The 26,497-nt window shown below is 61.7% G+C and carries 27 protein-coding genes and 3 tRNA genes; 9 read left to right on the top strand and 21 right to left on the bottom strand.

Translation table 11 applies throughout. The features are described from left to right. Positions 1-24 precede the first annotated feature (24 nt). Together NH195_RS08700 and NH195_RS08695 are read right to left on the bottom strand one after the other, a co-directional pair. Positions 25-2,895 (bottom strand): hypothetical protein, encoded by a 2,871-nt coding sequence (locus tag NH195_RS08700; protein ID WP_066705612.1) that lies wholly within the window; start codon positions 2,893-2,895, stop codon positions 25-27. A 171-nt stretch (positions 2,896-3,066) separates the two neighbouring features. Continuing rightward, positions 3,067-4,071 carry a hypothetical protein gene (locus NH195_RS08695; protein ID WP_066705611.1) on the bottom strand — a complete coding sequence of 335 codons (1,005 nt, stop codon included), beginning with the start codon at positions 4,069-4,071 and terminating at the stop codon, positions 3,067-3,069. 107 nt (positions 4,072-4,178) lie between these two features. Between NH195_RS08695 and NH195_RS08690 the strand changes: the two genes are divergently transcribed. Next, positions 4,179-4,616, top strand: a complete 438-nt coding sequence (locus NH195_RS08690; protein WP_238379732.1) for a hypothetical protein — start codon at positions 4,179-4,181, stop codon at positions 4,614-4,616. Positions 4,617-4,641: 25 nt separating this feature from the next. Then, complete coding sequence (locus tag NH195_RS08685; protein WP_155846120.1) at positions 4,642-5,100, top strand: hypothetical protein; 459 nt, start codon at positions 4,642-4,644, stop codon at positions 5,098-5,100. A 36-nt stretch (positions 5,101-5,136) separates the two neighbouring features. Here NH195_RS08685 and NH195_RS08680 read toward each other — a convergent pair whose 3' ends face one another. The 3 genes from NH195_RS08680 to NH195_RS21145 all read right to left on the bottom strand — a co-directional run bounded on the left by NH195_RS08680 (position 5,137) and on the right by NH195_RS21145 (position 7,039). Next, entirely contained in the window at positions 5,137-5,871 is a 735-nt protein-coding gene (locus NH195_RS08680) for a dienelactone hydrolase family protein (RefSeq protein WP_081423846.1), read from the bottom strand. Positions 5,872-5,924: 53 nt separating this feature from the next. Continuing rightward, complete coding sequence (locus NH195_RS08675) at positions 5,925-6,782, bottom strand: hypothetical protein (protein WP_066705609.1); 858 nt, start codon at positions 6,780-6,782, stop codon at positions 5,925-5,927. A 173-nt stretch (positions 6,783-6,955) separates the two neighbouring features. Next, positions 6,956-7,039, bottom strand: a tRNA-Tyr gene (locus tag NH195_RS21145). A gap of 156 nt (positions 7,040-7,195) precedes the next feature. Between NH195_RS21145 and rlmB the strand changes: the two genes are divergently transcribed. Together rlmB and NH195_RS08665 are read left to right on the top strand one after the other, a co-directional pair. Then, positions 7,196-7,996, top strand: a complete 801-nt coding sequence (rlmB, locus tag NH195_RS08670) for a 23S rRNA (guanosine(2251)-2'-O)-methyltransferase RlmB (protein WP_066705607.1) — start codon at positions 7,196-7,198, stop codon at positions 7,994-7,996. A 284-nt stretch (positions 7,997-8,280) separates the two neighbouring features. Further along, positions 8,281-8,712 (top strand): CoA-binding protein, encoded by a 432-nt coding sequence (locus NH195_RS08665; protein ID WP_066705605.1) that lies wholly within the window; start codon positions 8,281-8,283, stop codon positions 8,710-8,712. 57 nt (positions 8,713-8,769) lie between these two features. Here the strand turns inward: NH195_RS08665 and NH195_RS08660 are convergent, their stop codons facing one another. The 7 genes from NH195_RS08660 to hisA all read right to left on the bottom strand — a co-directional run bounded on the left by NH195_RS08660 (position 8,770) and on the right by hisA (position 12,390). Continuing rightward, positions 8,770-9,291 (bottom strand): YcxB family protein, encoded by a 522-nt coding sequence (locus NH195_RS08660; RefSeq protein ID WP_066705603.1) that lies wholly within the window; start codon positions 9,289-9,291, stop codon positions 8,770-8,772. A 14-nt stretch (positions 9,292-9,305) separates the two neighbouring features. After that, the gene (locus NH195_RS08655; protein ID WP_066705601.1) at positions 9,306-9,620 is read right to left on the bottom strand and encodes a phosphoribosyl-ATP diphosphatase; all 315 of its coding nucleotides are present in this window, start codon (positions 9,618-9,620) and stop codon (positions 9,306-9,308) included. Positions 9,621-9,630: 10 nt separating this feature from the next. Then, positions 9,631-10,428 (bottom strand): imidazole glycerol phosphate synthase subunit HisF, encoded by a 798-nt coding sequence (gene hisF, locus NH195_RS08650; protein WP_066705599.1) that lies wholly within the window; start codon positions 10,426-10,428, stop codon positions 9,631-9,633. A gap of 60 nt (positions 10,429-10,488) precedes the next feature. Then, positions 10,489-10,764, bottom strand: a complete 276-nt coding sequence (locus NH195_RS08645; protein ID WP_066705597.1) for a hypothetical protein — start codon at positions 10,762-10,764, stop codon at positions 10,489-10,491. Next, positions 10,761-11,213 (bottom strand): DUF2867 domain-containing protein, encoded by a 453-nt coding sequence (locus NH195_RS08640; RefSeq protein WP_066705596.1) that lies wholly within the window; start codon positions 11,211-11,213, stop codon positions 10,761-10,763. The genes NH195_RS08645 and NH195_RS08640 overlap by 4 nt, the downstream gene beginning before the upstream one ends. A gap of 95 nt (positions 11,214-11,308) precedes the next feature. Further along, positions 11,309-11,671 (bottom strand): hypothetical protein, encoded by a 363-nt coding sequence (locus tag NH195_RS08635; protein WP_066705594.1) that lies wholly within the window; start codon positions 11,669-11,671, stop codon positions 11,309-11,311. After that, complete coding sequence (gene hisA / locus NH195_RS08630) at positions 11,668-12,390, bottom strand: 1-(5-phosphoribosyl)-5-[(5-phosphoribosylamino)methylideneamino]imidazole-4-carboxamide isomerase (protein WP_066705592.1); 723 nt, start codon at positions 12,388-12,390, stop codon at positions 11,668-11,670. The genes NH195_RS08635 and hisA overlap by 4 nt, the downstream gene beginning before the upstream one ends. Before the next feature lie 149 nt (positions 12,391-12,539). On the opposite strand from hisA, the gene NH195_RS08625 reads away from it, so the two are divergent. Continuing rightward, positions 12,540-12,926, top strand: coding sequence for a DUF2147 domain-containing protein (locus tag NH195_RS08625; protein WP_066705591.1), 387 nt, complete (start codon positions 12,540-12,542; stop codon positions 12,924-12,926). A gap of 74 nt (positions 12,927-13,000) precedes the next feature. Here NH195_RS08625 and hisH read toward each other — a convergent pair whose 3' ends face one another. Continuing rightward, positions 13,001-13,639, bottom strand: coding sequence for an imidazole glycerol phosphate synthase subunit HisH (gene hisH / locus NH195_RS08620; protein WP_066705590.1), 639 nt, complete (start codon positions 13,637-13,639; stop codon positions 13,001-13,003). Between the two features lie 18 nt (positions 13,640-13,657). Next, complete coding sequence (hisB, locus tag NH195_RS08615; protein ID WP_066705589.1) at positions 13,658-14,245, bottom strand: imidazoleglycerol-phosphate dehydratase HisB; 588 nt, start codon at positions 14,243-14,245, stop codon at positions 13,658-13,660. A 205-nt stretch (positions 14,246-14,450) separates the two neighbouring features. Here hisB and NH195_RS08610 point away from each other — a divergent pair, with 205 nt between their 5' ends. Further along, complete coding sequence (locus NH195_RS08610; protein ID WP_066705587.1) at positions 14,451-14,972, top strand: hypothetical protein; 522 nt, start codon at positions 14,451-14,453, stop codon at positions 14,970-14,972. A gap of 20 nt (positions 14,973-14,992) precedes the next feature. On the opposite strand, the gene NH195_RS08605 is transcribed toward NH195_RS08610, so the two are convergent. The 4 genes from NH195_RS08605 to NH195_RS08590 form a co-directional block, all read right to left on the bottom strand. After that, positions 14,993-16,627, bottom strand: a complete 1,635-nt coding sequence (locus NH195_RS08605) for an FAD-dependent oxidoreductase (protein ID WP_066705585.1) — start codon at positions 16,625-16,627, stop codon at positions 14,993-14,995. 235 nt (positions 16,628-16,862) lie between these two features. Continuing rightward, positions 16,863-18,713, bottom strand: coding sequence for a hypothetical protein (locus NH195_RS08600; RefSeq protein ID WP_066705583.1), 1,851 nt, complete (start codon positions 18,711-18,713; stop codon positions 16,863-16,865). Positions 18,714-18,901: 188 nt separating this feature from the next. Beyond that, positions 18,902-18,976 (bottom strand) — tRNA-Gly (locus NH195_RS08595). 61 nt (positions 18,977-19,037) lie between these two features. Further along, positions 19,038-19,112, bottom strand: a tRNA-Gly gene (locus NH195_RS08590). A gap of 23 nt (positions 19,113-19,135) precedes the next feature. Between NH195_RS08590 and NH195_RS08585 the strand changes: the two genes are divergently transcribed. Continuing rightward, the gene (locus tag NH195_RS08585) at positions 19,136-19,315 is read left to right on the top strand and encodes a hypothetical protein (RefSeq protein WP_066705580.1); all 180 of its coding nucleotides are present in this window, start codon (positions 19,136-19,138) and stop codon (positions 19,313-19,315) included. Between the two features lie 86 nt (positions 19,316-19,401). Next, on the top strand, positions 19,402-20,568 hold the full coding sequence (locus tag NH195_RS08580; RefSeq protein WP_066705842.1) for an NAD(P)/FAD-dependent oxidoreductase: 1,167 nt from the start codon (positions 19,402-19,404) through the stop codon (positions 20,566-20,568). A gap of 36 nt (positions 20,569-20,604) precedes the next feature. Here the strand turns inward: NH195_RS08580 and NH195_RS08575 are convergent, their stop codons facing one another. Next, entirely contained in the window at positions 20,605-20,991 is a 387-nt protein-coding gene (locus NH195_RS08575) for an MAPEG family protein (protein WP_066705578.1), read from the bottom strand. A 117-nt stretch (positions 20,992-21,108) separates the two neighbouring features. Further along, positions 21,109-21,678 (bottom strand): helix-turn-helix domain-containing protein, encoded by a 570-nt coding sequence (locus NH195_RS08570; protein WP_066705576.1) that lies wholly within the window; start codon positions 21,676-21,678, stop codon positions 21,109-21,111. Between the two features lie 120 nt (positions 21,679-21,798). On the opposite strand from NH195_RS08570, the gene NH195_RS08565 reads away from it, so the two are divergent. Beyond that, a complete protein-coding gene (locus NH195_RS08565; protein WP_066705574.1) occupies positions 21,799-22,956 on the top strand; it encodes a benzoate/H(+) symporter BenE family transporter in 1,158 nt (385 codons plus the stop codon). Positions 22,957-23,007: 51 nt separating this feature from the next. Here NH195_RS08565 and NH195_RS08560 read toward each other — a convergent pair whose 3' ends face one another. Continuing rightward, on the bottom strand, positions 23,008-26,451 hold the full coding sequence (locus tag NH195_RS08560) for a pyruvate carboxylase (RefSeq protein ID WP_066705572.1): 3,444 nt from the start codon (positions 26,449-26,451) through the stop codon (positions 23,008-23,010). Between the last annotated feature and the right edge of the window lie 46 nt (positions 26,452-26,497).

Genomic DNA, 26,497 nt, shown 5'->3' with positions numbered 1-26,497 from the left:
GGGGAGGTTCGGCCCATGCGGGCCTTAGCCGCCGATCTCGAGCGTGACCGCGCGGCCGTTCTTCACATAGGTGAGGGTGTCAGCGCCGATGGATTGCACCCGCCCGCCATCGAGCTTGTCGCCGACCTTCACCTTGGCGAAACGCCCGGACGGCAGGCGTACCAGAGCGCGACGGTCCGAACTTGAGCCGTAGACCCCCATCAGGTTCAGCTTGCGCAGGTTGATGGCGTTGTTGACCGTCGCGGCGCGGGCGACATTGGCGGGACCGGCCTGCGGAATGTTGGTCGCGGGGACCTGGGCGGTGACTTTTGCCGCATTGGAATTGCTGGTCGTGCCGGCCTCTGCGGCGGCGGCGGCCGCAGCTTCGGCGGCGCGGGCGGCGGAGGCGAGCTTGTCGAAATCCCGTGGCCGGGCTTTCGGCACGAGCGAGGCTGTGACCACGGGGGCGGTGCGCGCCGCTGTGGTTTCGCCTGCGGCCTCGGCATCCTCCTGCGCCATTTCCTGGGCGATCTCCTGCGCCGAGGCCGGGCGCAGACGCGGCGCGATACGGCCCAGTTCTACCCGGGTCAGCCCGCCGAGATTGGCTTTCTCATTGTTCTCGACCAGCGTGTCTGGGCGCAGCTTCGGCTGGAATTTCGCCAGCGCCAGCCGCACCGGATCGTTCGCCGCGACTGCAGCCGGGGCGAGGGCGGCTTCGACCGCATCGTCGACGGCGCTGCCGGGGCGGGGTTTCGTCGTGACCTGCGGACGACCGGCATAGACCACGACGCCGTCGGGTGTCACGGTGCCCTCGGGCGTGGCGCGGATGAACCCGTCCTCGTCATATTCGTAGCGCGTGCCCAGGGGGGCGGGCGGCAGGGCGGCGCGCGGCGCGGCCTCGCCGATATGGCGGGTGGCCTCGGGCAGGGCGACGGCATCCTGCGACGCGATGTCATGGTCGATCGAGGCGGTGTAAAGCGTGTCGAGGTCGTCCTCGGCGCTTTCTCCAGTGTCCGCCTCGGGCGCGAGCGGCCATATGCCGGTGGCGGCATAGCTTGCGGTCAGCGCCTCCATGTCGAGCGTTTCTTCTGCGGCAGCCTCGGCGGGGGGGGCGGGCACGCTGGCCTGCTCGAGAAGTTCCGGCGTCAACTCGGGCTCTTCCTCATCCGCGGCGACATCCATCGGCTCCGGGGCACGTTCGCCCGGCATGCCGTCGGGTGCCCCGGTGTCGTCTGTGGCGATCACCGTCGGACTGTCCTGCGTGGCGGTGACGGCAGAGACGTCGGTGGGCTGTGGCTCATCGGGCAGAAGCCCGGCGATGAGGCCGATCAGAAGCAGAAGCGCGACCAGCCCGCCAGTCAGGATCAGGCCGAGATGACGCGGCTTGTTGCGGCTGTCCCGGTTGTGGCGGCGGGCGCCGAAGACGGTCAGGGCCTCCGCCTCGTCGCGGGTGTTTTCCACCCGGTCGAGACCGGCTGCGCGATCCGACAGCGGGGCGATGTCCTCGCCCGCGGCGGCTGCGATCTTTGGCAAGACTGCGGGTGCGATGTCGGCGCCGGGCACGTCTTTGCGTGCCCTGGTCCCAGGTTTTGGAGACCGCGCCGACAGGGATTTCAGCGCGCCGAGCGCAGCGGCGCCGCGCGATTTCTCATGAGATTTCTCGCTATGTTCTGCGTGAGACGACGGCGTTTTCGGCGTCGGCTTGGCGACGACAGGCGCGGGCATCGGCGGCGGCTCGGGCAGCGGATCGGCCTTGCCCGGGCGTGGTGCTTTCAGCTTCGGCGCTTTCGGTGTGTCGACGGGCACCTCGCCGGAGGTGACGGCGACATGTGGATGTTCGACGGGGGACGGGGCCGAGATGTCTGCCGCTGAGGTGTCTTCGCGATCTTTCGGTCCCTGGCCAAGCGGTTCGGCGCGTTGGTCATCCTCTGGCGGGATTTGCGCCGGAACCATGGCCGACAGCACGCGCGAGGGCTGGGCCGAAAGCCGCGGAGGGGCTGGCGTGGTCGGTATTTCGCCCGTGTCAGCCCCGGTTTCGCGCCGACTGTGGAAGGTGGAGACCGGCGTCGTTTCGGGAAGGTCCCCGGCGGTGGCGTCTTCTACGGTTTCTGTGGCGGAGACTTCGGTGGGTGTGTCGAGAGAGGCGGCCTCTGTCGCCGGTGCATCGGACAGCAGCTCGAGCTGTTCCGGCGGTTGCGGAGCGTGTGCCTCTGGCTGCACCTCCGGGCCCATCTCTGGCGGCGTTTCCTCGTGCGTCTCCTGCGTGTCTGGCAGATCGGCGGCGCTTTCGCGCGTTGCGGTCTCCGGTTCGGGCGTCGCGGTTTCTTCGACCGGCGGCAGCGGTGCGCCCGGTGCTTCGGGCGTCAGGATCGGGCGTTGCGGCAGGAGGTGCATCGCCTCGTGGTCCGGCTCCACCACGGTCTCCGCCCCGATCAGCGCGTCGGCGCTGCGGGCGCGACCGAAGAAGGGCTCTCCCGCGAAATCGCCGCTCTCCGGGATGGCAATGAAGGACACCGGGTTGAACCGGTGCTCCGTCGCGAAGCTTTCCGCCTCGTCGAGGGTTTCGCGGGCCAGAACGGCGATCTGCAAGGTGCCGTCCGAGACGGTGCTGTCCCAGACCAGTTGGTCGAGCTCATAGGGTGTGGCGCCGTCGAGGGCCGCACGGATTGCCGCATCGCGGGCTTCCGGACCGGGATCGGGCAGAGCGCGGTAAAGGATCTGGCTGTTCGGGATCACCAGCTTGGTGGCGAGACCGGCGGTCGAGACCGAGGTTGCCAGCTTGCGCAGTTCGGCCAGTTCCGCCGCCATGTCGGGGGCATCGAGGGCCACCTCTCCCATCGCCAGCCAGCCGCTTGCGGTGCGGTGCAATAGCATGATGCCGTCATGGCTGAGATTCAGGGCAAAATTCGGTTTCATTTCCGTGTGCTGGCTCGACTGGTCCCGGGGTCACGGCGCACCCTAACGCAGCTTGCCGGGCATGCAAAGGGAAACCGGGGTGGCTGCGACCTTGAGGGCGGTGCGGATGGCGGAACCTTGCCGGGGACACCTGTTTCGGGGCGCGGCAGCTTGGTTAGGCAGCAGGCGGGCTTAGCGCATCCACAATCCGGCTTTCTTGATCTGGTTGCGGATCATCTGTTCGCGTCGGGGCAGGTTGTTGCGATCGAACATCTCGCGGATTTTCTCGCCTTTCGGCTGATAGACGAGGCGCTTGATCGGTTCGTATTCCTTGAGCACCTTCTTGATCCAGTTGGGATGAGTCACCTCGCGCAGCACCTCGACCACACGGTCGTCTTCGCGGGCGAACAGGAGCGGGAAGGTGCGGTAGTGGCAGGAGATCGCGCCATCGAGCGTGTCCTCCGGAATGGTCCGGCGCGCACCGCCAAAGGAATGGATGACGAGAGGCAGGGCCACCTGATCGAGCCAGGGGTCGAAGACCTGAAGGCTCGCGGCCTCGGGCGGGTTGTTGCGGATTTCGAGGGCATAGTCGAGGAAGCGCTGGCCGAATGTGCGCGGGCATTCATAGAAAAAGAAGCCGGCGTTGAAATAAAGATAGCGCTTCCAGTATTCGTCCGGCTGGGAGAGATCGAGCGTGCTTTCGAAGTCGAGGCCGAAGCGGTCATAGAGCGATTTCCAGATCTCCGTGTAGCCCGGCCCGTACAGTTCGATCTGTGGCCACGTTCCTTCGACTTTGAGCGAGGCGCAGGGGCGCGAGAAATCGAAGGGCACCGACGAAAGCGGCCCGGTGATCAGCGTGTCGCTGTCGAAGAACACGAAGGGCTCGCCTTCGGGCAGGGCCAGAAGGGCCTCGATCTTGTTGCCATAGGGATAGCTTTGGCCGAAATGCCGGCTCTCGAACGGCAGGATCTCCGCATCCAGCCGCTTGAACGCCTCCAGAAGATCGGCTTGTTTCATCCGTGGATCGTCCGACCATTTCTCGCCGGGTTGCGGTTCGGCGATGAAAAGCTTGCCTTTGAACTCCGGGTCGGAGGCCCGGAGCGAGGCCGCGAACAGCAGCGCCTCATACATCAGCCGCCCGTCCTGACCGATGACGACAACGTTGAACGGAGCGGGATTTTGGGGCTTACTGGTCATGAAAGAACTCTGATCGGGACAGCACGTAGGAACATCTTGGCCGACTATAGGGTGGATCACTATTGATCAAAAGGTGCTAATTCCCTCGAAGTAAAAGGATTGTTTCCATGATGCCGAGGATGACGCCGATGAAAGCTGCGATTGCCGGTGTTTTGAGCCTTAGCGCGCTGGCGCAGGGCGCTAAGGCCGAGAATTTCACCACCGCCGCCGAAGTCCGGCCGATCCTGCAGGCGACCAAGCCGCAATGGATCGCCCTGCGCAACTATGACGGCCATGACCTTTTGTATTTCACCAACCTCCTGAGCTGGCGCTGTGGACTGACCGAGATTTTCTATTCGGTGAACGGCGCCGAAATGGTGCCTTTTGCGATGGAGCCTTGTTACCTCGACACGGCTCAGCCCAATGCGCTCAAGGCGGAAACGCTTGACGCGATACTGGTGAGCTTTCCGCCGGGCACGGTCGACACGGTCGATCTCAACGTGATTTTCGATGACGGCATGGCGGAACAGGCGCATTACGAGCGCAAGGCGGTTGAGATTCAGTGAAGACAGATTTTTCCGGAGCCTAAAGGTGTTCGAGCAGACGTTGAATTTACATAATTGGCAGAGAGCCTTCCATGTCGACGGATCTCTCCGGGATATCTATGTGCATGAAACGACGGCTTGGGATTGGTCAAAATTCATGCAGCTTGTGGCGCGGTATAATCCTGTCTTTTACAGAGAAGGAGAGGCTGCTGTGCTACCTGATCGGGTGGAGGGTTTGCCCGGACAATTTGGTGCGGCTGCACTCTTGCTGTCCTTTTCCCCAGGGAAGGTGGGCGTGAATTGTCATTTCTTCGTAGAGGACGAGATTGAGCTCGATGTTGATCTGCGGGAGGTGACCTCGCCGCTTGAGGTGAAGGCCTTGATGGCGTTTATGGTCGAACTCGGTCGATCTCTGAAAAAGAATGTCACCTTGACGGAGGAGGGTTCTCCTACGTGGAAATGGTTCGGCTATGAACACACCGATGATTCCATCATATTGTTTTGAAAACCTTTACAAAGTGCATTCCATTCATATTCACCTTCACCGCAACACTTCCGTCAGAAAATCCACCAGCGCGCGCCAGCTTCGCGCCGTTGCTTTGACGTCGAACCCGAAGCCCGGCTGCGCGCCGGGTTTGGCTGCGGGGTTGGTAAAGGCGTGTCCGGTGTTGCCATAGGCGTGGAGCTGCCATTTCGCACCGCGTTCCGTCATTTCGCGACCGAATGCCTGAACGCTTTCGGGCTTGGCGAGCGGGTCGTCCCAGCCATGCATCACCAGCACATCGGCGACGATTTTCATCTCCGGCGCAGTCTCTGCCCGGTCGAGAATGCCGTGAAAGGTCGCGACGCCGCCGATCTCAACGCCCTCGCGGGCCAGATCGAGCACTGCTTTGCCGCCGAAACAATATCCGATCGCGGCGGTGCGCTCGGCATCCACCTGACCCTGCGCTTTCAGCGTCGCAAGCGCTGCCACCATGCGCGCGGCCAATGTGGCGCGGTCCGCATCCAAACGGTCCTTGGCGGCATGGGCTTCCGTCGGGTCGGTGGTGCTCCAGCCCTGACCGTAATAGTCGATGGCGAACCCGACATACCCCAAGGCTGCCAGCTCCTGCGCACGCTGTTCCTCGAACTGCGCCCGACCGCGAAAGGCCGGGGCGACGAGCACGCCGGGACGTGGGCCTTCAAGCTCGGCGTCCCAGTGCAGGGTGCCGATGAACGGTCCGCCGATGTCGCCCTTGCGGCCATCGTAGCGAATTTCCATGCTGCGCAGATCCATGCCCGTTCCTTTCCTGTGACGTTACAGGCAGTCTGAGGGTTTCCGATGGGATTTCAAGCCTCTTGCGGGGCGACTGTCACGGGATTCTCCATCATGGTTTCCGCTGGATCAGGTTCGGTGTCGAGAGACAGCGCATGGACCAGCCGCCCGTCCGGCAGATGCAGCGTTTCGCACTCCGGCGCGCTGTCGGCCCAGGTTACGCCGGGGGACAAGCCCTTGAGCCGGAGGACCATGCCGCTGCGCGCGAGCGTGGCCCCGAGATGCTCAAACGCATGAGCAAAACTGTCACAACGGGTTCTGAACAGGAACCGCCGCCGTCCGTCGCAGGCCAGGCGCACCGTCAGGTGGCAGGCCGGGTCATAGCGCCAGGCGGCGTAGTAATCGAGGGTCCCCGTGGCGGTCTCGACCGTGCGGCTGAGATGGGTGACGGGTCCAGATGGTCCGCGGGCCTTGCCGACTTTGCCGGGGAGCTTCGGTCGTGGGCGGAAGCGTTTGAACCAGCCTCTGAGGCCGGGGGCCCGGGTGAAGATTACAGGCAGCTCCGCGAAATCCGTCGCCCGCTCTTCGGCCAGGTCGTGATCCCATGCGGCGAATTGCGGCTCCGGTGTCGCCCGGAGCGGGGCGTCTTTTTCTTCCTCGTCCGAAGCCTGCGGTATCGCCAGAATCGGAAGATCGCAGGGCACCCCCAGCAACAGCAACCTGCGCGAGATCAGCTTGTCGAGTTCGAGCCGCGCCTCCTGCGTGCTCAGTCCCGACACGCCTTCACGTGCGATCCGTGCCTGCAGGGCGCCGATGGTCTGCACCCGCCCGCGATGGCTTTGCAGCGGCGCGCGGGCCAGGGTGTCGGTTACAAGCGCACTCAGGGCGTCGGCAGGCAGAGGGTGAGACAGAGAAGACGAGGGGGCAGACACGATGCAGCGCTCCGCAACCGGGGATTTTGGTGGAGTGTGGCAGCAAGGCGTGAAGATTGGCTTGAGGACAGAGATAAAATGCGAAGGACATACAGGGAAAGCCGCGCCTGAAATGGCTCGTCGCCATTGCGGATCATGTGACCGCTTCGAAAAAGAAATCGGAGGGGGAGAAGTGGTGGGCGACCCTGGAATCGAACCAGGCATGAGTCTCCTCGGCGGAGTTACAGTCCGCTGCCGCACCTTGCAGCCCGTCGCCCACTTTCACGCTCGATCCGCAATCACTCACCGACCGTTTCGCGTTGTGTGGGCGGTGGATACAAGTGTGATCGGGGGGCGTCAACAGGAAAATTGCTTGTTCTTGGAGATTGCCTGCGCCAAGAAGGGCCAGCCACAAAAAGCGGGACACCAAAGCCATGAAAAAACCCAAGTGGGTCGTCGAGAAAGAGCAAGCCAAGCGCAAGGCCGCGCAGGAAACCGTTTGGCTTTTCGGCCTGCATGCGGTGCGCGATGCGCTTGCGAACCCGGCGCGGGAGAAGCTTCGGCTTTTGGTGACGAAGAATGCGATGGCCAAACTTGAGGCGGAAATTGCCGCCTGTGGCATCACGCCCGAAGAGATCGACCCGCGCAAATTCCACGATCCGCGCAACCATGGCGTGCCGGTCGACCCGGCCTCCGTGCACCAAGGCGCTCTGCTTGAGGTGAAGCCGCTGAGCTGGGGCTCGGTCGAGGAGGTTTGTCTGGCGGCGGGCGAGGGCGCGCCGACGGTGGTTTTGCTCGATCAGGTGACCGATCCGCATAACGTGGGGGCGATTCTGCGCTCCGCCGAGGTGTTCGGTGCCGAAGCCGTGATCGCGACCGCGCGCCATGCCGCGCCCGAAACCGGCGCCCTGGCGAAAACCGCCTCCGGCGCGCTGGAGCGTCAGCCTTATCTGCGGGTGCGCAACCTGTCGGAGACGATTCTCAAGCTTCAGGAACTGGGGTTCACCTGTCTCGGTCTCGATGGCGAGGCGGAGGTGACGATCGGTCAGGCACTGGGCGATCTCAAGGGGCGTCCAGTGGCGCTTGTGATGGGGGCCGAGGGGCCGGGGCTGCGTCAGAAGACCAGGGAAACCGTGGACGGGCTGGTGAAAATCCCCTTCGCACGGGATTTCGGCTCGCTCAACGTGTCGAACGCCGCCGCTGTGGCGCTTTATGCGGCTTCGATGCGGGGCTGAGAGCTGGGCGAAAAAAACAGCGGAAACGCAGGCGGTGTTCACTCCGTGTTCACGTTTTTCTTACACGCTCTTCCATATCGAGAGCGACCACCTATCTGATGTGGTGAGACGCGCAACTTGGAACACGCGCGTTGTTCTCACTGTCCCTCGTTCCATACCTATGCCCGGGTCTTCTGTCGTCCAGAGCCCGGGCTTTTTTCATCCGCATTCGTTCAGGGGCGGTCTGTGGCAAAGGCCTGCCGAGGGGGCTTTTTTCTTTTTCAGAACGCGCTACTATCCTCATCATGCAACATGTTGACCGACTGACCGACACCGATATCGCCCGCATCCTCGGAGACACGAAAGTGATCGCCCTCGTCGGCGCGTCGCCCCGGCCCGAGCGTCCGTCGCATCAGGTGGGGGAATTCCTCGCCAAGCGGGGCTACAAGGTGATTCCTGTCAATCCGGGGCAGGCGGGCAAGGAATTGTTCGGCCAGACAGTCGTGGCGTCTCTGTCGGAGATCGACGAGCCAGTCGATATGGTCGACATCTTCCGTCGCTCCGAAGAGGTGATGAATGTGGTCGAGGATGCGCTCAAGCATCTCAAAGGGCTGAAATACGTTTGGATGCAGCTCGGCATCGCAAATGATAAGGCTGCCGCTCTGGCCCATGCCCAAGGCGCGGAGGTGGTGATGGATCGCTGTCCGGCAATTGAAATCCCGAGGCTGGGGCTTTGAGCCGGAATTTGAGTATTTAGTCCATCAGAAAAAGCCGATTCTGCAGCGGCGGCGCTTCTATTTCACGCTTTTTGCAATGAAAGCGCGTGCTGTCGAGCAGGCATTTCCGAGGTCTTCGGCGCTTTCAAAGGCTGAATTCGGGATAAAGTAGAACTCACCTTCGGCAATCAACAGTGCCAGACCTTGACTGGTTTCTTCCGCCGCAATGAAAGCCCCCCAAGCCAGTTTAAATTGATGCAAGGAGCTTTCTGCCTCGTAGCCGCTTTCAGAAATCGAAAACCGTGTTTCGACTGTGCGCAGTTTCGCATTTTGAAAGCCGGTGAAAAGGTGGCGTCTCCATCTCAGAGTAAGCCAGACAAACAGAAGAAGAATACCAATAATGAAGAGTGGGAATAATAGCATGGCCCACTGCGGGACTGGGGTCGGCAGTGCGATGTTCAATGCGTAAAGCATGAAAATCGCGCCGATCATGAGGATCAGCCTGTGCCTGTAAAACCAGGGTGTTCGTTTCCTCGTGAGGTCTGAAAGACCTTTTTGAACGTTGAAATCTGAAAGCTGTGCTGAAAATTGAAGGGCCATAATGCTCTCTAAATTTAGGGGGTGCGCGCGGCCTTTTCCGCGATCCCCGAAAGTCCCTGACGGCGGGCCAGTTCGCTCAGCACGTCATCGAGTGCGATATCGCGCGCGGCCAGCATGACCAACATGTGGTAGAGCACATCGGCGGCCTCGTAGGTCAGGTTTTCCTTGTCGTCGATGGCAGCGGCAATAATCGCTTCGATGGCTTCTTCGCCGAACTTCTCAGCGCATTTCTGCGGCCCTTTGGCAAAGAGTTTCGCGGTCCAGGAGCTTTCCGGATCGGCGGATTTGCGGGAGATGATGACCTGTTCAAGCTCGTGCAAAACGGACATGGACGGCTCCTTAGTTTAGACGCATGGGGATGCCCTTGGCGGCCATATATTCCTTGGCCTCCTGGATCGTGTAATCCCCGAAATGGAAAATAGAAGCGGCCAGAACGGCGCTGGCGTGGCCTTCGGTGACGCCTTCGACGAGGTGGTCGAGATTGCCGACCCCGCCCGAGGCGATGACCGGGATGTTCACGGAATCGGCGATGGTGCGGGTCATGGCGATGTTAAAGCCTGCGCGGGTGCCGTCGCGGTCCATGGAGGTCAACAGGATCTCGCCTGCGCCCTTGCTTTCAATGAGCTTGGCGAATTCGACGGCATCAATCGGATGGCCATCCTTGTCGAGGGCGGCTTTGCGCCCGCCATGGGTGAAGATCGCCCATTTCGTCGGATTGCCTTCAGCGTCCCATTCGATGGTTTTGGCGTCGATGGCGCAGACGATGCACTGGCTGCCGAAGTGATCGGCGGCGCGCGCAATCACGTCCGGATCGGCCACGGCAGCGGAGTTGAACGACACTTTGTCCGCACCGGCCAATAGCAAATTGCGCACGTCTTCGGTGGTGCGCACACCGCCGCCGATGGTCAGCGGCATGAAACACTGTTCTGCGGTGCGGGTCGCCAGATCGTACATCGTGCCACGGTTTTCATGCGTGGCGTGGATGTCGAGGAAGCAGAGCTCGTCCGCGCCCGCCGCATCATAGGCCCGCGCGCTCTCGACCGGATCGCCCGCGTCGATCAGGTCCACGAAGTTCACGCCTTTCACCACACGGCCATCGGCCACGTCGAGGCAGGGGATGATGCGGGTCTTGAGCATGGGTCACGCGCCTTTCGCCAGTGTCGGTCTTGGCTTACTGCGCCGGCGCGCGCGATGCAATCATTTGGACGCTGTGTGGCGTGTGCGGCGGCCAAGCCAGAGGCGCAACAAGACGGCAATCAGGGCAAGCGGGCTCAGCAGCAGCGTGAAAACCGCTGGGGCGAAGCTGAAATAAAGGGCTAGCCCCCATTCTTTCCCGTCGATCTTGCAAGATAGGGGTTCGAAGATGCTGCCGACGAGACCGCAGCCCGTCACAAGGCTGATCACCCAGGCGACCAGCGCTGGCAGGATGGGGAAAGCCCAGAGAAGGATAAAGATCGAAAGAGCGCGTTTCATGCGGCGCGGGCGATCCGGCGCATGGCGTCCCGCACGATCAACACGTGAAACGGTTTGACGATCATCAGATAGGCCCGCCCCAGCGCATTGTTGCGATGCACCCAGGTTGCCATATGAATGTGGCCTGCCTCCTGCCTGATGCAGATGCGGAAATTCAAGTGCCGGTCGTCGGTGCCGATGATCAACTCATCCGTGCCCTCGTACTCCACTGGAAAGATCGCGCCGTCACCGCTGTCGGAGCTTTCTGTTTTCAGGCCAAGGGGCTTCACGATCCGATTGCGCAGGTTTAAGAGCGCGTCGGCCCAGCCGGGCATGGTCAGGCCGATATTGGCCGCCTCTCGTGGGGACAGTTTACTTTCGACCGCGTAACCGTCGATGAAATCGTCGGGCAGGACCTTTGACCAGAGCCGGGAGGTGGCGGGAAGGGGGGTATGCTGAACCTGTGCCATCGGAACTCTTTACGCCATGTTAAACGTGTTCACTTAACGGCGAACCATGGCGCAAGGGAAGGGACAGCTTGACGCAGGGAGAGGATGTTTTGGCTTTAAGCCTCTGGGGCAGAACAAGCTGCAATCGCGACTTTGAGCTCTTCATAAACATGTGAAGGCAGATGGGTTTGCAAAAACCTTTGAAACTCTGCGTTTTCCTGAGTGCCAGCCAAATAAATTGCGTCCTCATACAATTCTTTGAGTGCCATTCTCAGAATGCCTTGCCGATCGTTTTCATCCTGCGCTTTGCGAATGGCGGTATCAAATTTCTCTCCAAGGGCATCCTCAATGCCGGGAATGCCTTTGGAAACCGTGAGCTTGTAATCGCGCAGAGCGAACGCGCAGCTGGCTTTTTCTTCGACGCAGAGAGCGTCATCCAAGGCCTTGAATGCAGCACGTTTGCTCGCGATCCGTGTCAAGCCTTCATCACCTTGAGAGCTTCCGCTAGATCAATCGCCCCATCGTAAAGCGCGCGGCCGGAGATGGCCCCATTGAGTGGCGCACCGCAAGCCTTGAGGTTTTCTAGATCGGCAATCGAAGACACGCCGCCGCTTGCGATCACCGGGATCGACACGGCATTGGCGAGTGCTGCGGTTTCTTCCACGTTTGGCCCCTGCATGGCGCCGTCGCGGTTGATGTCGGTGTAGATGATCGCCGAAACACCTGCGTCCTCGAAGCTCTTCGCCAGATCGGTGGCGTTCACATTGGTCTCTTCGGCCCAGCCCTTGGTCGCGACCATGCCTTTGCGGGCATCAATTCCGACAGCAACATGACCGGGGAAAGCACGCGCCGCTTCCCGCACCAGATCGGGGTTTTCGACCGCGACCGTGCCAAGGATGACGCGCTCAAGCCCTTTCGAGAGCCACATCTCGATCGTCGCCATGTCGCGAATGCCGCCGCCAAGCTGGGCCGGGACCTTGCACTGTTTGAGAATCTCCTCGACGGGGGCCGCGTTCACCGGCTCGCCCGCGAAAGCGCCGTTCAGATCGACAAGGTGCAGCCACTCACAGCCCGCCGCAACGAACTCCAGCGCCTGCGCCGCCGGGTTCTCGTTGAACACGGTGGCTTTCTCCATTTCGCCCTTGTAGAGGCGCACGGCATGGCCGTCTTTCAGGTCGATGGCGGGGTAGAGGATCATGGGGTGCTCCTGTCGTGACACTGTTGCGCTCCCTTTGGCATGATTGCGCAGGAATTGCAAAACCCGCTTTGGCGCGATGTGCCGCTGCGTTAATCTTGCCAGGAAACCCGCACCCGGCTCAGGATGCGGGCATCTAGGGAGGATACACTATGAAACGATTTATGACTGCGGCTGTGACCGCGCTCGCGCTTGCGACCCCGGCCTTTGCCGCCGACCCGGTTGAGGGCACATGGCAGACACAGGTGGATGACGGCCATTACGCCTATATCGCCATCAAACCCTGCGGGGCGCAGATTTGCGGGACCATCGCCAAGGCCTTTGACGCCAACGGTCCGATCAAGTCGGAGAACATCGGAAAGCCCATCGTCTGGGACATGGCGCCGCAAGGCGGCGGTGCCTATAAGGACGGCAAGATCTGGCAGCCCTCGACCGGCAAGGTCTACAATTCGAAAATGACGCTCTCGGGCAATACGCTGACCGTGAAGGGCTGCGTCGGGCCGATCTGCAAAGGCCAGACCTGGACACGGGTTCAGTAACCGCCGGTACTTAAAATGTGAAAGGGGCCTCAAGCGGGCCCCTTTGTCTTCTTGTCGGTGTATGTACGCGGCCTTTACGGCTTCCAACCGAGAAAGTTCGACACGATGCGCAAACCGGCTCGCTGGCTTTTCTCCGGGTGGAACTGCGTGCCGATCATATTGTCACGCGCCACGATCGCGGTGACCTCTTCGCCGTAATTCACATAGGCCAGACGATGCGCCGGATTCGCCACCTTGAAATGGTAGGAGTGGACGAAATAGGCGTGATCGCCGGTTTCGATGCCGTCCAGCACCGGGTGCACCCCTTCGAGATGGAGGTTGTTCCAGCCCATATGCGGCACTTTTAGCGCCGGGTCGGACGGTTCGATCTTGACGACTTCGCCGCCGATCCAGTCGAAGCCTTTGGTGTCCTCATACTCGAGGCCACGGGTCGCCAGCATCTGCATACCGATGCAAATCCCCATGAAAGGACGGCCTTTTTCGGTCACCGCCTCGGAGATCGCTTCGAACAAGCCACTGTAATCGAAAAGCTGTTTCTTGCAGGCCGGAAACGCGCCGTCGCCCGGCAACACGATGCGGTCGGCTTTCGCGACCACATCGGGTTCCGAGGTGACGACGATGGTGCCTTCGCCCCGCTCGCGCGCCATACGTTCGAAGGCCTTGTGGGCGGAGTGGAGATTGCCGCTGTCGTAATCGACCAGTGCTGTCAGCATGTCAGTCTTCCTCCGCGCTCAAAGCGCGCCCTTGGTCGACGGCAGGCTGTTGGCCATGCGCGGGTCGATCTCAAGCGCCATGCGCAACGCGCGGGCAACCGATTTGAACGCCGCCTCGGCGATGTGGTGGGAATTGATCCCGTGCACCTTGTCGATGTGCAGCGTGATGCCGCCATTCGTTGAGAGCGCTTGGAAGAATTCGCGCACCAGCTCGGTGTCGAACGTGCCGATCTTGTCGGTCGGAAACTCGACATTCCACACAAGGAAGGGTCGCGCCGAGAGATCGAGCGCGCATTGCACCTGCGTGTCGTCCATCGCGAGCGCGAAGTGGCCGTAGCGGTAGATGCCCTTCTTGTCGCCCACGGCCTTGACCAAGGCCTGACCCAGCGCGATGCCGGTGTCTTCGACCGTGTGGTGATCGTCGATATGGGTGTCGCCCTTGGCGCGGACGGTCATGTCGATCAGCGAGTGGCGCGACAATTGGTCGAGCATATGGTCGAAGAATCCCACGCCCGTCTGGTTGTCGTATTTGCCCGTGCCGTCGAGGTCGATCTCGACGGTAATCTCGGTTTCCGCAGTCTTGCGGCTGATCAAAGCCTTGCGCATGGGCTGTCCCTCTTCTCGCTTCACGCCGCTTATACGCGCCTCGGGGAGGGTTTGCCAATGGGCGCTCTGATCCGGCGGAGGCACCGTTTCGCCGCCGTTCTGGAGAAAGGTGAAAAACTGTCGAAAACTGTCATGGAAAAATTAGGGATATGTTAAGCATAACGCCCTCATATGGACCCATCGCAACGTCAACAATGGGACTCACATGCGCGTCCTGATCTGGCATGAAGACATCGAAAGCTCGACCAAATGGCAAACCGCCTTTGGTCGGCGCGGACATGATGTCCGGCGTAGCCGCACGGCCGAGGATGCCATGGACCGTGTGCGCAAGGAACCGTTCGATCTCCTGCTCTTCGATCTTCTGGTGCGTGAGGAAGGCGGCCTGGGGGTTGCACTCATGGCGGAGTTTCATCAGCCCGGGATCGCCTCGGTGCTGATCACCTCCCGCGAACCGGAGTTGCACAACGATATGTTTGCGCGGCTGTCCTCGCTGCGCTGTGTCCTCGGGTGCCAGACGCCGGTCGACGATCTTGTCGCCATCGCCGAGGGCATCGCCGAGGGGCCGGAAAAGGGCTGCAAGGCGCTCAGCGAGGATCTGCCGCAGCTTTGCGGCAATTGCCAGATCCGATCCGCCTGCCTGCGGGGCGAGGAGGTGCCGCCGATGTTCCGTCATCGCGACATGTCCCCTGCCAGTCTCGCCGCCGGTGTGGCACAGAGCGGCCTCTGAGGTCGCCCCGTACAGGGGTGTCAGGCCACCTTGTTGTCGCTTTGCGGCGCTTTCCAGTTCAGCGCATAGGTGCTTTTCAGGTACTCCTCGAAATACACGCCAAGCGCACCGAAGGTGCCGGTGAGCTTGGTGAACTCGTCGCGCCCGAGCACCAGAACCTTGCCATCGGTCAAGGCCCGCACTGTGCCGAAACGGGTGCTTTCCCCCATCAGCATGCGTTCGCCGAAATGCCCGCCGGGGCCAACCTCGTAGGTGGTCGTCTCGCCGGTGTCGTCATCGCGCAGGCGGACCTCGAAACGGCCTTCGACCACGGTGTAGAACCCGTCGGAGCGGTTGCCCTTCTCGAACACCGGATCGCCCGCCGCGTAATGCACGTAATGCGCGGCGGTTTCCTGCGGTGCCTTGAGGGCCACGACGGAACGCGGGCGCATGCTGTCCAGAAGCCAGTTGAGGAAGACCCTGAGCTTGGTGTCGAAGCCGGGCATGAAGCTCAGGTAATACATCCGCCACAAAAGCCAGGCTGGGTAGCCCGAAAGTTTCACGCCGAAAATCTCCGCCACGCCGCGCCGCGCGCCGAGCGAAGCCAGCGCGCCGCGGCTCTTGTATTTGAACGGTTTGAGCGGTTTGCCCGCAACTGCGCGCTGGATGTTGGCGGCGAGCTGTATTGCCTCGCGCACCGCGAATTGCGCCGTCGGTGTGGCGAAGTCGCCGCGCTCTGTGGCATCGTCCTTCATCGGGATCATCGCGCAATCGCCCAGCGACCAGACGTTTTTGCGTCCCTTGGCCTGCATCGTGCGCTCCACCGCCACGCGGCCATGGGCCAGCTCCAGATTCATGTCGAGCACGACGGGCGAGGGGGCGTTGCCGATGGTGGCGACGATGGTCCGGGTCGGGATCACCTCGCCGCCTGAGGTCACCAGACGTCGCCCGGTCGCCGAGGCCACACCGGTGTTGAGCAGAATTTCGACGCCGCGTTTTTCGAGCTGTTTGACCGCATAGGCGGCAAGACTTTCGGGCAGTTCGTTGAGTGCGCGCGGAGCGAATTCCACCGCGATCACCCGCACCTCGCTGGGGTCGATATTGGGATAATATTTGAGCGAGCGGTCGATCAGTTCTTTCATCTCGCCGATGGTCTCGATGCCCGAGAACCCGGCGCCGACCACGACGAAGGTCAGCGCCTCGCGTTTCACCTCCGGCAGGAAGGTGACGTCGGCATGTTCGAGCCGCTCGATGATATGGGCGCGCAGGCGGCGGGCATCTTCCAGGGTCTTCATCTTGAGCGCATGTTCCTCGAGCCCGGGCACCCGGCTCAGGTCGATGCGCGAACCCATGGCGACGACGAGGTGGTCATAGGCGATCTCGGTCGGGCGGCGCTGCACGCCCTGAAATACGGTGACCACCTGACGCTCGAAATCGACGGAATGGATCGTCGCCTTGCGCAGCCGCACGCCCTTCAGGAGTTCGCGCAGCGAGGTGACGGCGTGCATGTCCATGATTGCACCGGCGGCGACCTCGGGCAGGAGCGGCTGGAACACGAAATAATTCTCTTCGCTGATCAGTTGGATCTCCGCCTCCGCGCCGAAGCGTTTGCGCAATTCGCGCGCCGCGTAGAGCCCGCCAAACCCGCCGCCGAGAACGAGAAGTTTCTGTGTCATAGATATATCGCCTTTTCACCTTTTGCCGGCTCCCTGCCGGTGCATGTAGCGGGAGAAAGGCGGTCTGTCACCCATTGTTTTTTCAAAAATTCTTTATTTTTCAGCAACTTAATGGAATACATTCGTATACAAACGCGCGAGGCGATCCGCATGCGGCCTTGCGCTTCGCCAGGTGGCGAAAGCGCTTATGCTCTGATGTCAAAGCAAAATATCGCTGCCACGGGGCGGTGGGGTGTCAGGGGCGGTAGCTGCGGTAGAGGGGGTCTTCCGTGCCGTCGTCCCGGACGTGATACCCCACGGCATGCAAGGTGTCGTCGCTGTAGATCATGCTCTCGAGGTAGATGCCGTCGTAATTCTCCCGGGCCAGCACATTGGCCCGGCTGTCGAGGATGACCAGCGCACCGAACGGGTGTTCGGCGTTGTCATCCTCGCGCAGCAGCACCGCGAAACGTCCGCCGCTCAGCCCTTCGATGTCCTGAACGCGCAGACCTTCGTCCCGGTAGGTGTCGTTGCGGGCCAGCATGCGCACGGCGTAATTTTCGTCGACATCGGCGATGCGTACAAAAGCCGTCGGGCCGGGGTGGGTCTCATAGGTGGCACCCCTGGCGTCGACGCCGCTGATCACGCCCGCGACCGCATAGGTCGTGTCATCCGTCGCCACCGTCATGCCGGAGAGTGTCACGCCGCCGATCGTACTGCCGAGTCCTCCCGGCACCCGGATGAACTCGCGCGGCACATGGGGTGGAAACTCTTCCATCAGCCAGTCGTTGGCATATTCGAAGCGGCTGTCCACCTCATTGCCTGTCTGGCTCCTGCGGATCGTGTATTCGCCGTAAAAGTCTTTGCCATAGCTGCCGGTGGCAAGCAGGAAGAGCGCGGCGTTTCCATCCTTCATGGCATCGACGCTGATCGTATTGTATCGCAGCACATACTTGAATGCGCTGTTGGCTTCGTCTTCGGGAAGGTAAAGCCGATCTCCCTGACCGCCACGGATATAGGTGAGGGCATGATATCGTGTGCCCATGGCCTCTTCGAGCGCGCCGCTGACCTTTGTGTCATATCCCAGCATGACCATGAAATCGCCGTTCTGATCGCTGCTGTAGATATGGAGATCGTCATAGGGTACATCCTGCGGCCCGAGATGATCTTTCTCGGCGGAGTAGAGCAGGGTCGTGGTCGGCAGCCAATCGGTGGAAATCTCGAAATTCCGTTTCGGGGTGAAGCCGACGAGGTCCCTGTCGCCCATCCCGAAAAAATCTGCGAAGACAAAGGCATAGGTCGGATCTATGTCGGTTGTTTTCGTGCCGGTCACTTTCTTGGTCGACGGGTCGTAAGTCGTGACGAAGGCACGACCGTTCATCTCTCCGACGATCTTCACCTTGCCGTCCCGGTCCACGTCGAGATTGAGTGCGCGGCCGTTTGTCAGGGAACCGCCGGAGATATATTGCACACTGTCGAGATGCGGGGCCGACAGCCAGCTCCGGTCCTCGGCCGTGGGGAAGACGGGTTTCGCAGGGGCGGGTGTTGCCTGGGCGCTTGAGGGTGTGCTTGCGAGGGTGGTCTGGTCGGTGCCAAGGTCTTCGTTCGCCGTTGTGATGCGATTGAATACAAAACCGGCAGAGGCAATCACGAGGGTGACGGCAAGCACGGACAGGCCGCGACGTGAGAATGCGCCGGTGAGGCGGTCGGGGGCGCTTGGGGGCGTTTCCGGTTTCGGCTCGGGTCTCGGTGGCGAGTTCGGGGTCGAGGTTGGCCGGGCCTGCGGTTTTGCTTTCGGCGGCTCGGCGGAGGCGGTGGGTTTGGCCCCGGCGCGTTTCGTGCGCGGGATCGGCGGCACTTCGGCGGCAGCGTCTTCCTCGATGGAGATCACCGGTTCGGGCGCCTTGAGAATCGTGCCGGTGGGCATGAGCCGTGAAATCGTGCCCTCGATCGCGCAGTTGATCTGAAGCGTGCGCCCGTTCCCGGTCAGGAGCCGCATCGCAGGGGTGGCCGCCGTCACCCATTGCCCTTCCCGCACCAGCACTTCCTCGATGCGGATCGGATAAAGCGCGCTGTCTTTGGGTGAGCGGATATGTTTGAGGGCCATCTGGGTGTCCTGGAAAGGCGCGCGCGGCTGACGCAACGGAAACAGGATCAGTTTTTCCGGGAAATGTTTTTGCGGTCAACGCCCCATGCGGGAAAACACAGATTTTGCCATATCGTTGGTGGTACAGATGCAGCTTGCCCAATCGCTGGGCGATGCTGTTTCTTCCGACAGTATGTGAAAAGAGAGTTTGGAGCGGGTGATGAGATTCGAACTCACGACATTTACCTTGGCAAGGTAACGCTCTACCCCTGAGCTACACCCGCTCTCTTTCCAGCCTGTAACATCGGCTCGGTTATGTCTCTCCGGTGGGTGACCGGAGAAAGTTGGAGCGGGTGATGAGATTCGAACTCACGACATTTACCTTGGCAAGGTAACGCTCTACCCCTGAGCTACACCCGCGTCCTTCGGGTGAGGCGTGAAATATGAAATCCCGCCGGGGGCTGCAAGAGGAAAAACGCGCTTTCGGCGGATTTTTTCATCGCGAGCGGAAAAGTCCGCTCCCGGATCGAATGTGTCAGCCTGCGCACGTAGCTGTGATGGCCGGGGCCAACCTGCCGCAGGGACTTATGGTGTTTTTTGAATATATCTTTGATGTGGATTAAGGACAGGGCGCGCGCGCCGGGCTCTGATCCCCATCGGTTTCAAGGCCTATCGGCCAGAATTTCTCAGGTGCTCCATGACGACCGCGATGACGACCCAAACGACCACAAAGACCCATATCATGATCCTCGGCAGCGGCTTCGGTGCGCTGACCGCGGTGCGCGAGATCCGCAAGGCGAAGATGAACGCGCGCATCACCGTGGTGTCGCCGAACAACCACCTGACCTATCTGCCCAGTCTGATCTGGATGCCTTCGGGGCTGCGGACGGCGACCGACATTGACGTCGATCTGACGAAATTTTTCGCCCGCGAAGAAGTCGACTGGCTCAAGGGGCGAGTGGTCAATGTCCGGGAGGCAGGCCGCACGGTCGATGTCGAGACCGAGGTGGAAACCATTGCCGTCACCAATGACGTGCTGATCATCGCCACCGGCGGGCGCTATCTCAAGAAACTTCCGGGGCTGGCGGAACATGCGATCATCCCTTGCGAAGGGGCCATCAAGGGCCAGCTTATCCACGACCGTATCCGCGACATGGAAGGCGGCACCATCGCCATGGGGTTCGGTACCAACCCGAAAGAGCCGCAGGCCGTGCGCGGCGGGCCGATGTTCGAATTCCTCTTCGGCATCGACACCATGCTGCGACAACAGGGGCGGCGGGACAAATTCCGCCTTGTGTTCTTCAACGGCTCGGACCGTCCGGGGCAGCGGCTTGGGCCGAAAGCGGTGGACGGTTTGCTCAAGGAAATGTGGAAGCGCGATATCCTCGTGCATATCGGGGCCAAGCCGCTGCGCATCGAAGCCGACAAGGTGGTCACTGAGCGCGAAGAAATTCCCGCCGATCTGGTGCTCTTCATGTCCGGTCTCACGGGGCCTTTGTGGCTCGACAATTCCGAGCTGCCGCGCTCGTCCGGTGGCTTCATTCAAGCGGATGAGAAATGCCGGGTGGTCGGCTGGCCGCGCACCTATGTGGTGGGCGACACCGGGTCCTATCCCGGGCCGGAGTGGCTCGCCAAACAGGCGCATCAGGCCGATCTTCAGGCCGAGGCGGCGGTGGCCAATATTGCCGACGAACTGGCGGGCCGCGAGCCGTGCCACAATTTCAAGGCCGAACTCGTGTGCATTGTCGACTCGGTCAACAAGGGCATTCTCGTGTTCCGCAATCACAAGATGGCGCTGACCCTGCCGAAATCGCGGCTGTTCCACTGGGCCAAGCGGTTCTTCGAGCGGCACTATCTCAAAGCCTATCGCAACTAAGAAAAAGGGGCCTTCTGGCCCCTTTGTTTTATTGTTTTAGAAAATCGCCATGAAAATATCGGCGAGAGACAAGACCAGCAGCAGGGCGAAGGTCGAGAGGATGCCGTATTTGCGGCCCCATTCTTTGCCGCCGCCCTGCATCCCGTAGGCGTGCAGTGCGCGCGAGACAATGAGGACAATCCCGGCAAGGTGAACCAGAAGGGCGGGGGCGCCCATGGCCTCGAAACCGGCGATCAGAACGAGGGTCAGCGGCGCGTATTCGTTGAAATTGCCATGCGCCCGGATGCGGCGATTGAGCGTGTCGTCGCCACCGTCGCCGAGGCCCTGTCCGATGTTGAGGCGCTGTTTGATCACATGAATGGAGAGGGAGAGATAAAGCAGGCCGGTGAGTCCGGCATAAAAAGCGGTCAGTGTGAGAGTCATCTGTGCGTCTTCGATTTGAGGAGGTGTGTACCAGTATAACGGGTCATATTCCAAAAGCATTGTGTGTTGCCGCACAGTCGATGCGCGGGCGCGGTGGCGTGACCCGTCGTCGCGGGATCAGTCGCCGTCTTGTTCCACTGTGCGGCGCGGATAATGGATCGTGTTGTGAAACTGCGCAACCTCGCCCGTCCGGTTGCGATAGCCATGCGGCTGGTCGGCGGCAAACCGCAGCCCGTCGCCGCTGTGCAAAACGGTCCAGGTTCCGTCAGTGAGCACCTCCATCTCGCCGCGAATGACGAAGACATCCTCGACCACACCGCTGTCATGGGACGGCGTCTCGTGGCTGTGGCCGGGGGGCAGCGTCATGATGAAGGTTTCCGAGCCGAACCTCGGGTCGAAGGCGAACACCGTGTGCATGCCGACCTCAGGATCGGTGCGATCCGCGCGTGCCGGGGCAGGGGTGAAACTTCCTGCCGTCAGCACCATGTCTTCGAGAAACGCCGTCAGCGGCAGGTGAAACCCCTTCGCGATCTTCCAGAGTGTTGCCAGCGTCGGCGAGGATTCGCCGCGCTCGATCTGGCCCAGCATGGCCTTGCTCACCCCGGTCAGCTCTGACGTCTGCGCAAGGCTGAGGCCCGCGTGGGTGCGCGCGGCCTTCAGGTTGATCTGGAGTTTGTCGCCGGTCATCGAAACCTCTTGTTGCCCCTTGTGCGTTATAGCGTCCGTGCGTTATAGCGGTCATGGCCGTTATAACGCACGCAACGCGGCCTGCCAAACGCTTCCTGTCTCCTCTCGGAAAGGCCATCCATGTCCGGACTGAAACTCTCCCATCTCGTCGCGGGTGCGGTCGCCGTGCTCCTGGGCTATACCAGCAGCGCCGCGATCATCTTTCAGGCCATCGACACGCTGGGGGCTTCCCCTGCGGTGGCCAATAGCTGGATGCTGGCGCTGGGCCTCGGCATGGGGCTGTCGACGCTGGTTCTCGCGTTGCGCTACCGGATGCCGATCCTGACGGCCTGGTCGACGCCGGGGGCGGCGCTTCTGGTGGTCAGCCTGGCGGGGGTCTCCGTGCCGGAGGCGGTGGGGGCCTTCGTCTTCTGCGCGGTGCTTCTGACCCTGACCGGGGTGACCGGCTGGTTCGAGAAGATCTCCCATCTCATCCCGGCGGCCATCGGCAGCGCCATGCTGGCGGGCATTCTGTTCCGCTTCGGGCTTGGGATCTTCGCTTCGATGGAGGACAACCTGCCGCTGGTGATCGCCATGTGCGCCACCTATCTCGCCGGGAGGCGCTTTTTCGCCCGCTTCGCCATCCCGGTGGTGCTGCTGGTGGGGGTCATGTTCTGTGCGCTCACCGGAGCGTTCGACACCAGCCAGCATATCGCTTTCGAGATCGCAAAGCCGGTCTTTGTCACGCCGGAATTTTCGCTTTCGGTGCTGATCGGGGTGGGGCTGCCGCTTTATATCGTCACCATGACGTCGCAGAACGTCCCCGGCGTGGTGACGCTCAAGGCCGCGGGGTATGAGCCGCCGGTGTCCGCCTCGATCACCGTGACCGGACTGACCTCTCTGATCCTCGCGCCCTTTGGTGGTTATGCCTTCAACCTCGCGGCGATTACGGCGGCCATCGTTGCCGGCCCCGAGGCGGATGAGGACCCCGTGACTCGCTACAAAGCGGCGGTGGCCACTGGCGTGATCTATTGCATCGTCGGCTTGCTGGGCGCGGCGGTGATCGGGCTTTTCCTGATCGCACCGAAGGCGCTTGTGGTGACGGTCGCGGGGCTGGCGCTTTTGAACACCATCTCGGCGAGCCTGACGGCGGCGCTCAAGGATCCGGATCAGCGCGAGGCGGGACTCGTGACCTTCATGACCACCGTGTCGGGGATTTCCTTCCTCGGCATCGGCGCGCCGCTCTGGGCGCTGGTGTTCGGCGGGCTGACCTCGCTGGTTCTGACGCGCAGGGGCTGAAGAAAAAAGCCCCGCGATGAGGCGGGGCTTTCCAATCTTCGGACCGGCGACTTATTCGAACTCGACGAGCAAATCCTTGGCGTCGATCTGGGCGCCGGGTGTGACGTGGATCGCCTTGATCGTGCCGTCCTGATCGGAGGTGATCGAGGTTTCCATCTTCATCGCCTCGATGGTCAAAAGCACATCGCCCTTCTTCACCGCCTGACCGGAGGCGACCGCCACGGTCGCCACGACACCCGGCATCGGCGCACCAATGTGTTTGCCGTTGCCCGCCTCGGCCTTCGGGTTCGCCTTGACGGAGGCGACGGCAGAGCGGTCCTTGATCCGCACCGTGCGCGGCTGGCCGTTCAGTTCGAAGAACAGTTTGACCTCGCCGGTCTCGGTGATGTCGGAGATCGCCTGACAGCGGATCTCGAGCGTCACGCCCGGGTCGATGGTGGCGGAAATCTCCTCGCCCTCTTCCATGCCGTAGAAGAAGTTCTTGGTCGGCAGGACGCGCACCGGACCGTATTGCTCGTGGCGGGCGACGTAATCGGTGAAGACCTTTGGATACATCAGGTAGCCGTTGAAATCCTCGTCGTCGAACTCCTCGTCGGGGAATTTCGCCTGAAGTTCGGTGCGCAGCGCTTCGAAATCGGCCGGTTTGAGGTGTTTGCCGGGACGTTCGAGGTTGGGTTTCTCCTTGCCGAGCACCTTCTTGACGATGCTGTCCGGGAAGCCGCCCGGCGGCTGGCCGAGATTGCCGCGCATCATGTCGATGACGCTGTCGGGGAAGGCCACATCGCTTTTCGGGTCCTCGACCTGTGCGCGTGTCAGGCCCTGGGACACCATCATCAGCGCCATGTCGCCCACGACCTTGGAACTGGGCGTCACCTTGACGATGTCGCCGAACATCATGTTCACGTCGGCATAACATTGCGCCACCTCATGCCAGCGCTCTTCGAGCCCCAGCGAGCGGGCCTGCGCCTTGAGGTTGGTGAACTGGCCGCCGGGCATTTCATGCAGGTAGACCTCGGAGGCCGGGGCCTGAAGCCCGCTCTCGAACGCCTTGTACTGGCCGCGCACGGCTTCCCAGTAGTTCGACATCTCGCGGATCGCCGCGATGTCGAGCCCGGTGTCGCGCTCGGTGAACCGGGTCGCCTCGACAATGGAGCCCAAACACGCCTGAGATGTGCCACCAGAGAAGGCGTCCATCGCCGCATCCACCGCATCCACGCCCGCGTCGGCGGCGGCGAGGATGGTAGCGGCGGCTGCGCCGGAGGTGTCATGGGTGTGGAAATGGATCGGCAGGCCGACCTCTTCCTTGAGCGCGGTGATGAGCTGGCGCGCCTGCGCCGGTTTCAACAGCCCCGCCATGTCCTTGAGCCCCAGCACATGCGCACCGGCGGCTTTCAGGTCCTGACCCATTTTGACGTAATATTTGAGATCGTATTTCGAGCGCGCCGGATCGAAGAGATCGCCGGTGTAACAGATCGTGCCTTCGCAGACCTTGCCGCTCTCAATGACCGCATCCATCGCGACGCGCATGTTCTCGACCCAGTTGAGGCTGTCGAAGACGCGGAACACATCGACGCCAGTCTCGGCGGCCTGACGCACGAATTCCTGCACCACATTGTCGGGGTAGTTGGTATAGCCCACGCCGTTGGAGGCGCGCAGCAGCATCTGCGTCATGATGTTGGGCATGCGCTCGCGGATGTCGCGCAGACGCTGCCACGGGCATTCCTGCAAGAAGCGGTACGCCACGTCAAAGGTCGCGCCGCCCCAGCACTCGACCGAGAACAGCCCCGAAAGGTTCGACGCATAGGCGGGCGCCGCGTTGATCATGTCGATCGACCGCATCCGGGTGGCGAGCAGGGATTGATGCCCGTCGCGCATGGTGGTGTCGGTGATCAGGAGCTTTTGCTGCGCGAGCATCCAGTCCGCCACCGCCTGCGCACCCTGTTCCTCAAGCAATTGCCGGGTGCCCATCGGCGGGGTGTCCACCTTGAGCTTCGGTGCGACGGGTTTGCGCGCATCTGCGGCGGGTTTGGCACGGCCGAGCGTCTCCGGATGGCCGTTCACCGTGATCTCGCCGAGATAGGTGAGGATTTTCGTCGCCCGGTCGCGGCGCTGTTTGAAGTCGAACAGCTCGGGCGTCGTGTCGATGAATTTCGTGGTGTACTCATTGGACAGGAACACCGGGTGTTTCAGCAGGTTCTCGACGAATGCGATGTTGGTCTGAACGCCCCGGATGCGGAATTCGCGCAACGCCCGGTCCATCCGCGCAATCGCAGCCTCCGGCGTGCGCGCCCAGGCGGTCACCTTGGTCAAGAGGCTGTCATAATAGCGCGTGATCACAGCACCGGAATAGGCTGTGCCGCCATCGAGGCGGATGCCCATGCCGGTGGCGGAGCGATAGGTGGTGATCCGGCCATAGTCGGGGATGAAATTGTTCGTCGGGTCCTCGGTCGTCACCCGGCACTGAAGCGCATGGCCGTCGAGTTTGACGTCATACTGGCTGGCAACGCCGGTGGCCTCCATGAGAGACTTGCCCTCGGCGATCAGGATTTGCGCGCGAACGATGTCGATGCCGGTGACTTCTTCGGTGACGGTGTGTTCCACCTGCACACGGGGGTTCACCTCGATGAAGTAGAACTTGCCGCTCTCCATATCCATCAGGAACTCAACGGTGCCGGCGCATTCGTAATTCACATGTTCGCAGATGCGCTTGCCGAGATGACACAGTTCTTCGCGTTGCGCAGGCGAGAGATACGGGGCAGGGGCGCGCTCGACCACTTTCTGGTTGCGGCGCTGGACCGAACAGTCGCGCTCGTAGAGGTGATAGATATGGCCGTGCTGGTCGCCGAGGATTTGAACTTCGACATGGCGCGCCTTGATGATCATCTTCTCAAGGTAGCCCTCGCCATTGCCAAAAGCGGCTTCGGCCTCGCGGCGACCTTCTTTGACCTTCTCCTCAAGCTCCTCGGCATTCATGATCGGACGCATGCCGCGCCCGCCGCCGCCCCAGGAGGCCTTGAGCATCAGCGGGAAACCGATCTCGGCGGCCTCCTTGCGGATCGCGTCGAAATCGTCGCCAAGCACCTCGGTCGCCGGAATGACCGGCACCCCTGCCGCGATCGCCACCTTGCGCGCCGAGGCCTTGTCGCCCAGTTGCCGCATGGTCTTGGCTTTCGGACCGATGAAGGTGATGCCGGCTTCGGTACAGGCATCGACGAAATCGGGGTTCTCGGAGAGCAAACCATAGCCGGGGTGGATCGCATCCGCGCCAGACAGTTTCGCAACCCGGATGATCTCGGGGATCGAGAGATAGGCCGCCACCGGTCCCATGCCTTCGCCGATCTTGTAAGCCTCGTCCGCCTTGAAACGGTGCAGGGAAAGCTTGTCCTCTTCGGCATAGACCGCAACGGTGCGCTTGCCCAGCTCGTTGGCGGCGCGCATCACGCGGATGGCAATTTCACCTCGGTTGGCAATCAGAACTTTCTGAAATTCGGCCATGGCGGCGGGTCCCCTCATTTGCTTGATCAGTGATCACGTTAGGCAT

Source organism: Celeribacter ethanolicus (assembly GCF_001550095.1).
GTDB classification, from domain to species: Bacteria; Pseudomonadota; Alphaproteobacteria; order Rhodobacterales; family Rhodobacteraceae; genus Celeribacter; species Celeribacter ethanolicus.
The sequence above is the reverse complement of the archived record's forward strand: the minus strand, read 5'-3'. Positions and strand labels throughout refer to the sequence as shown.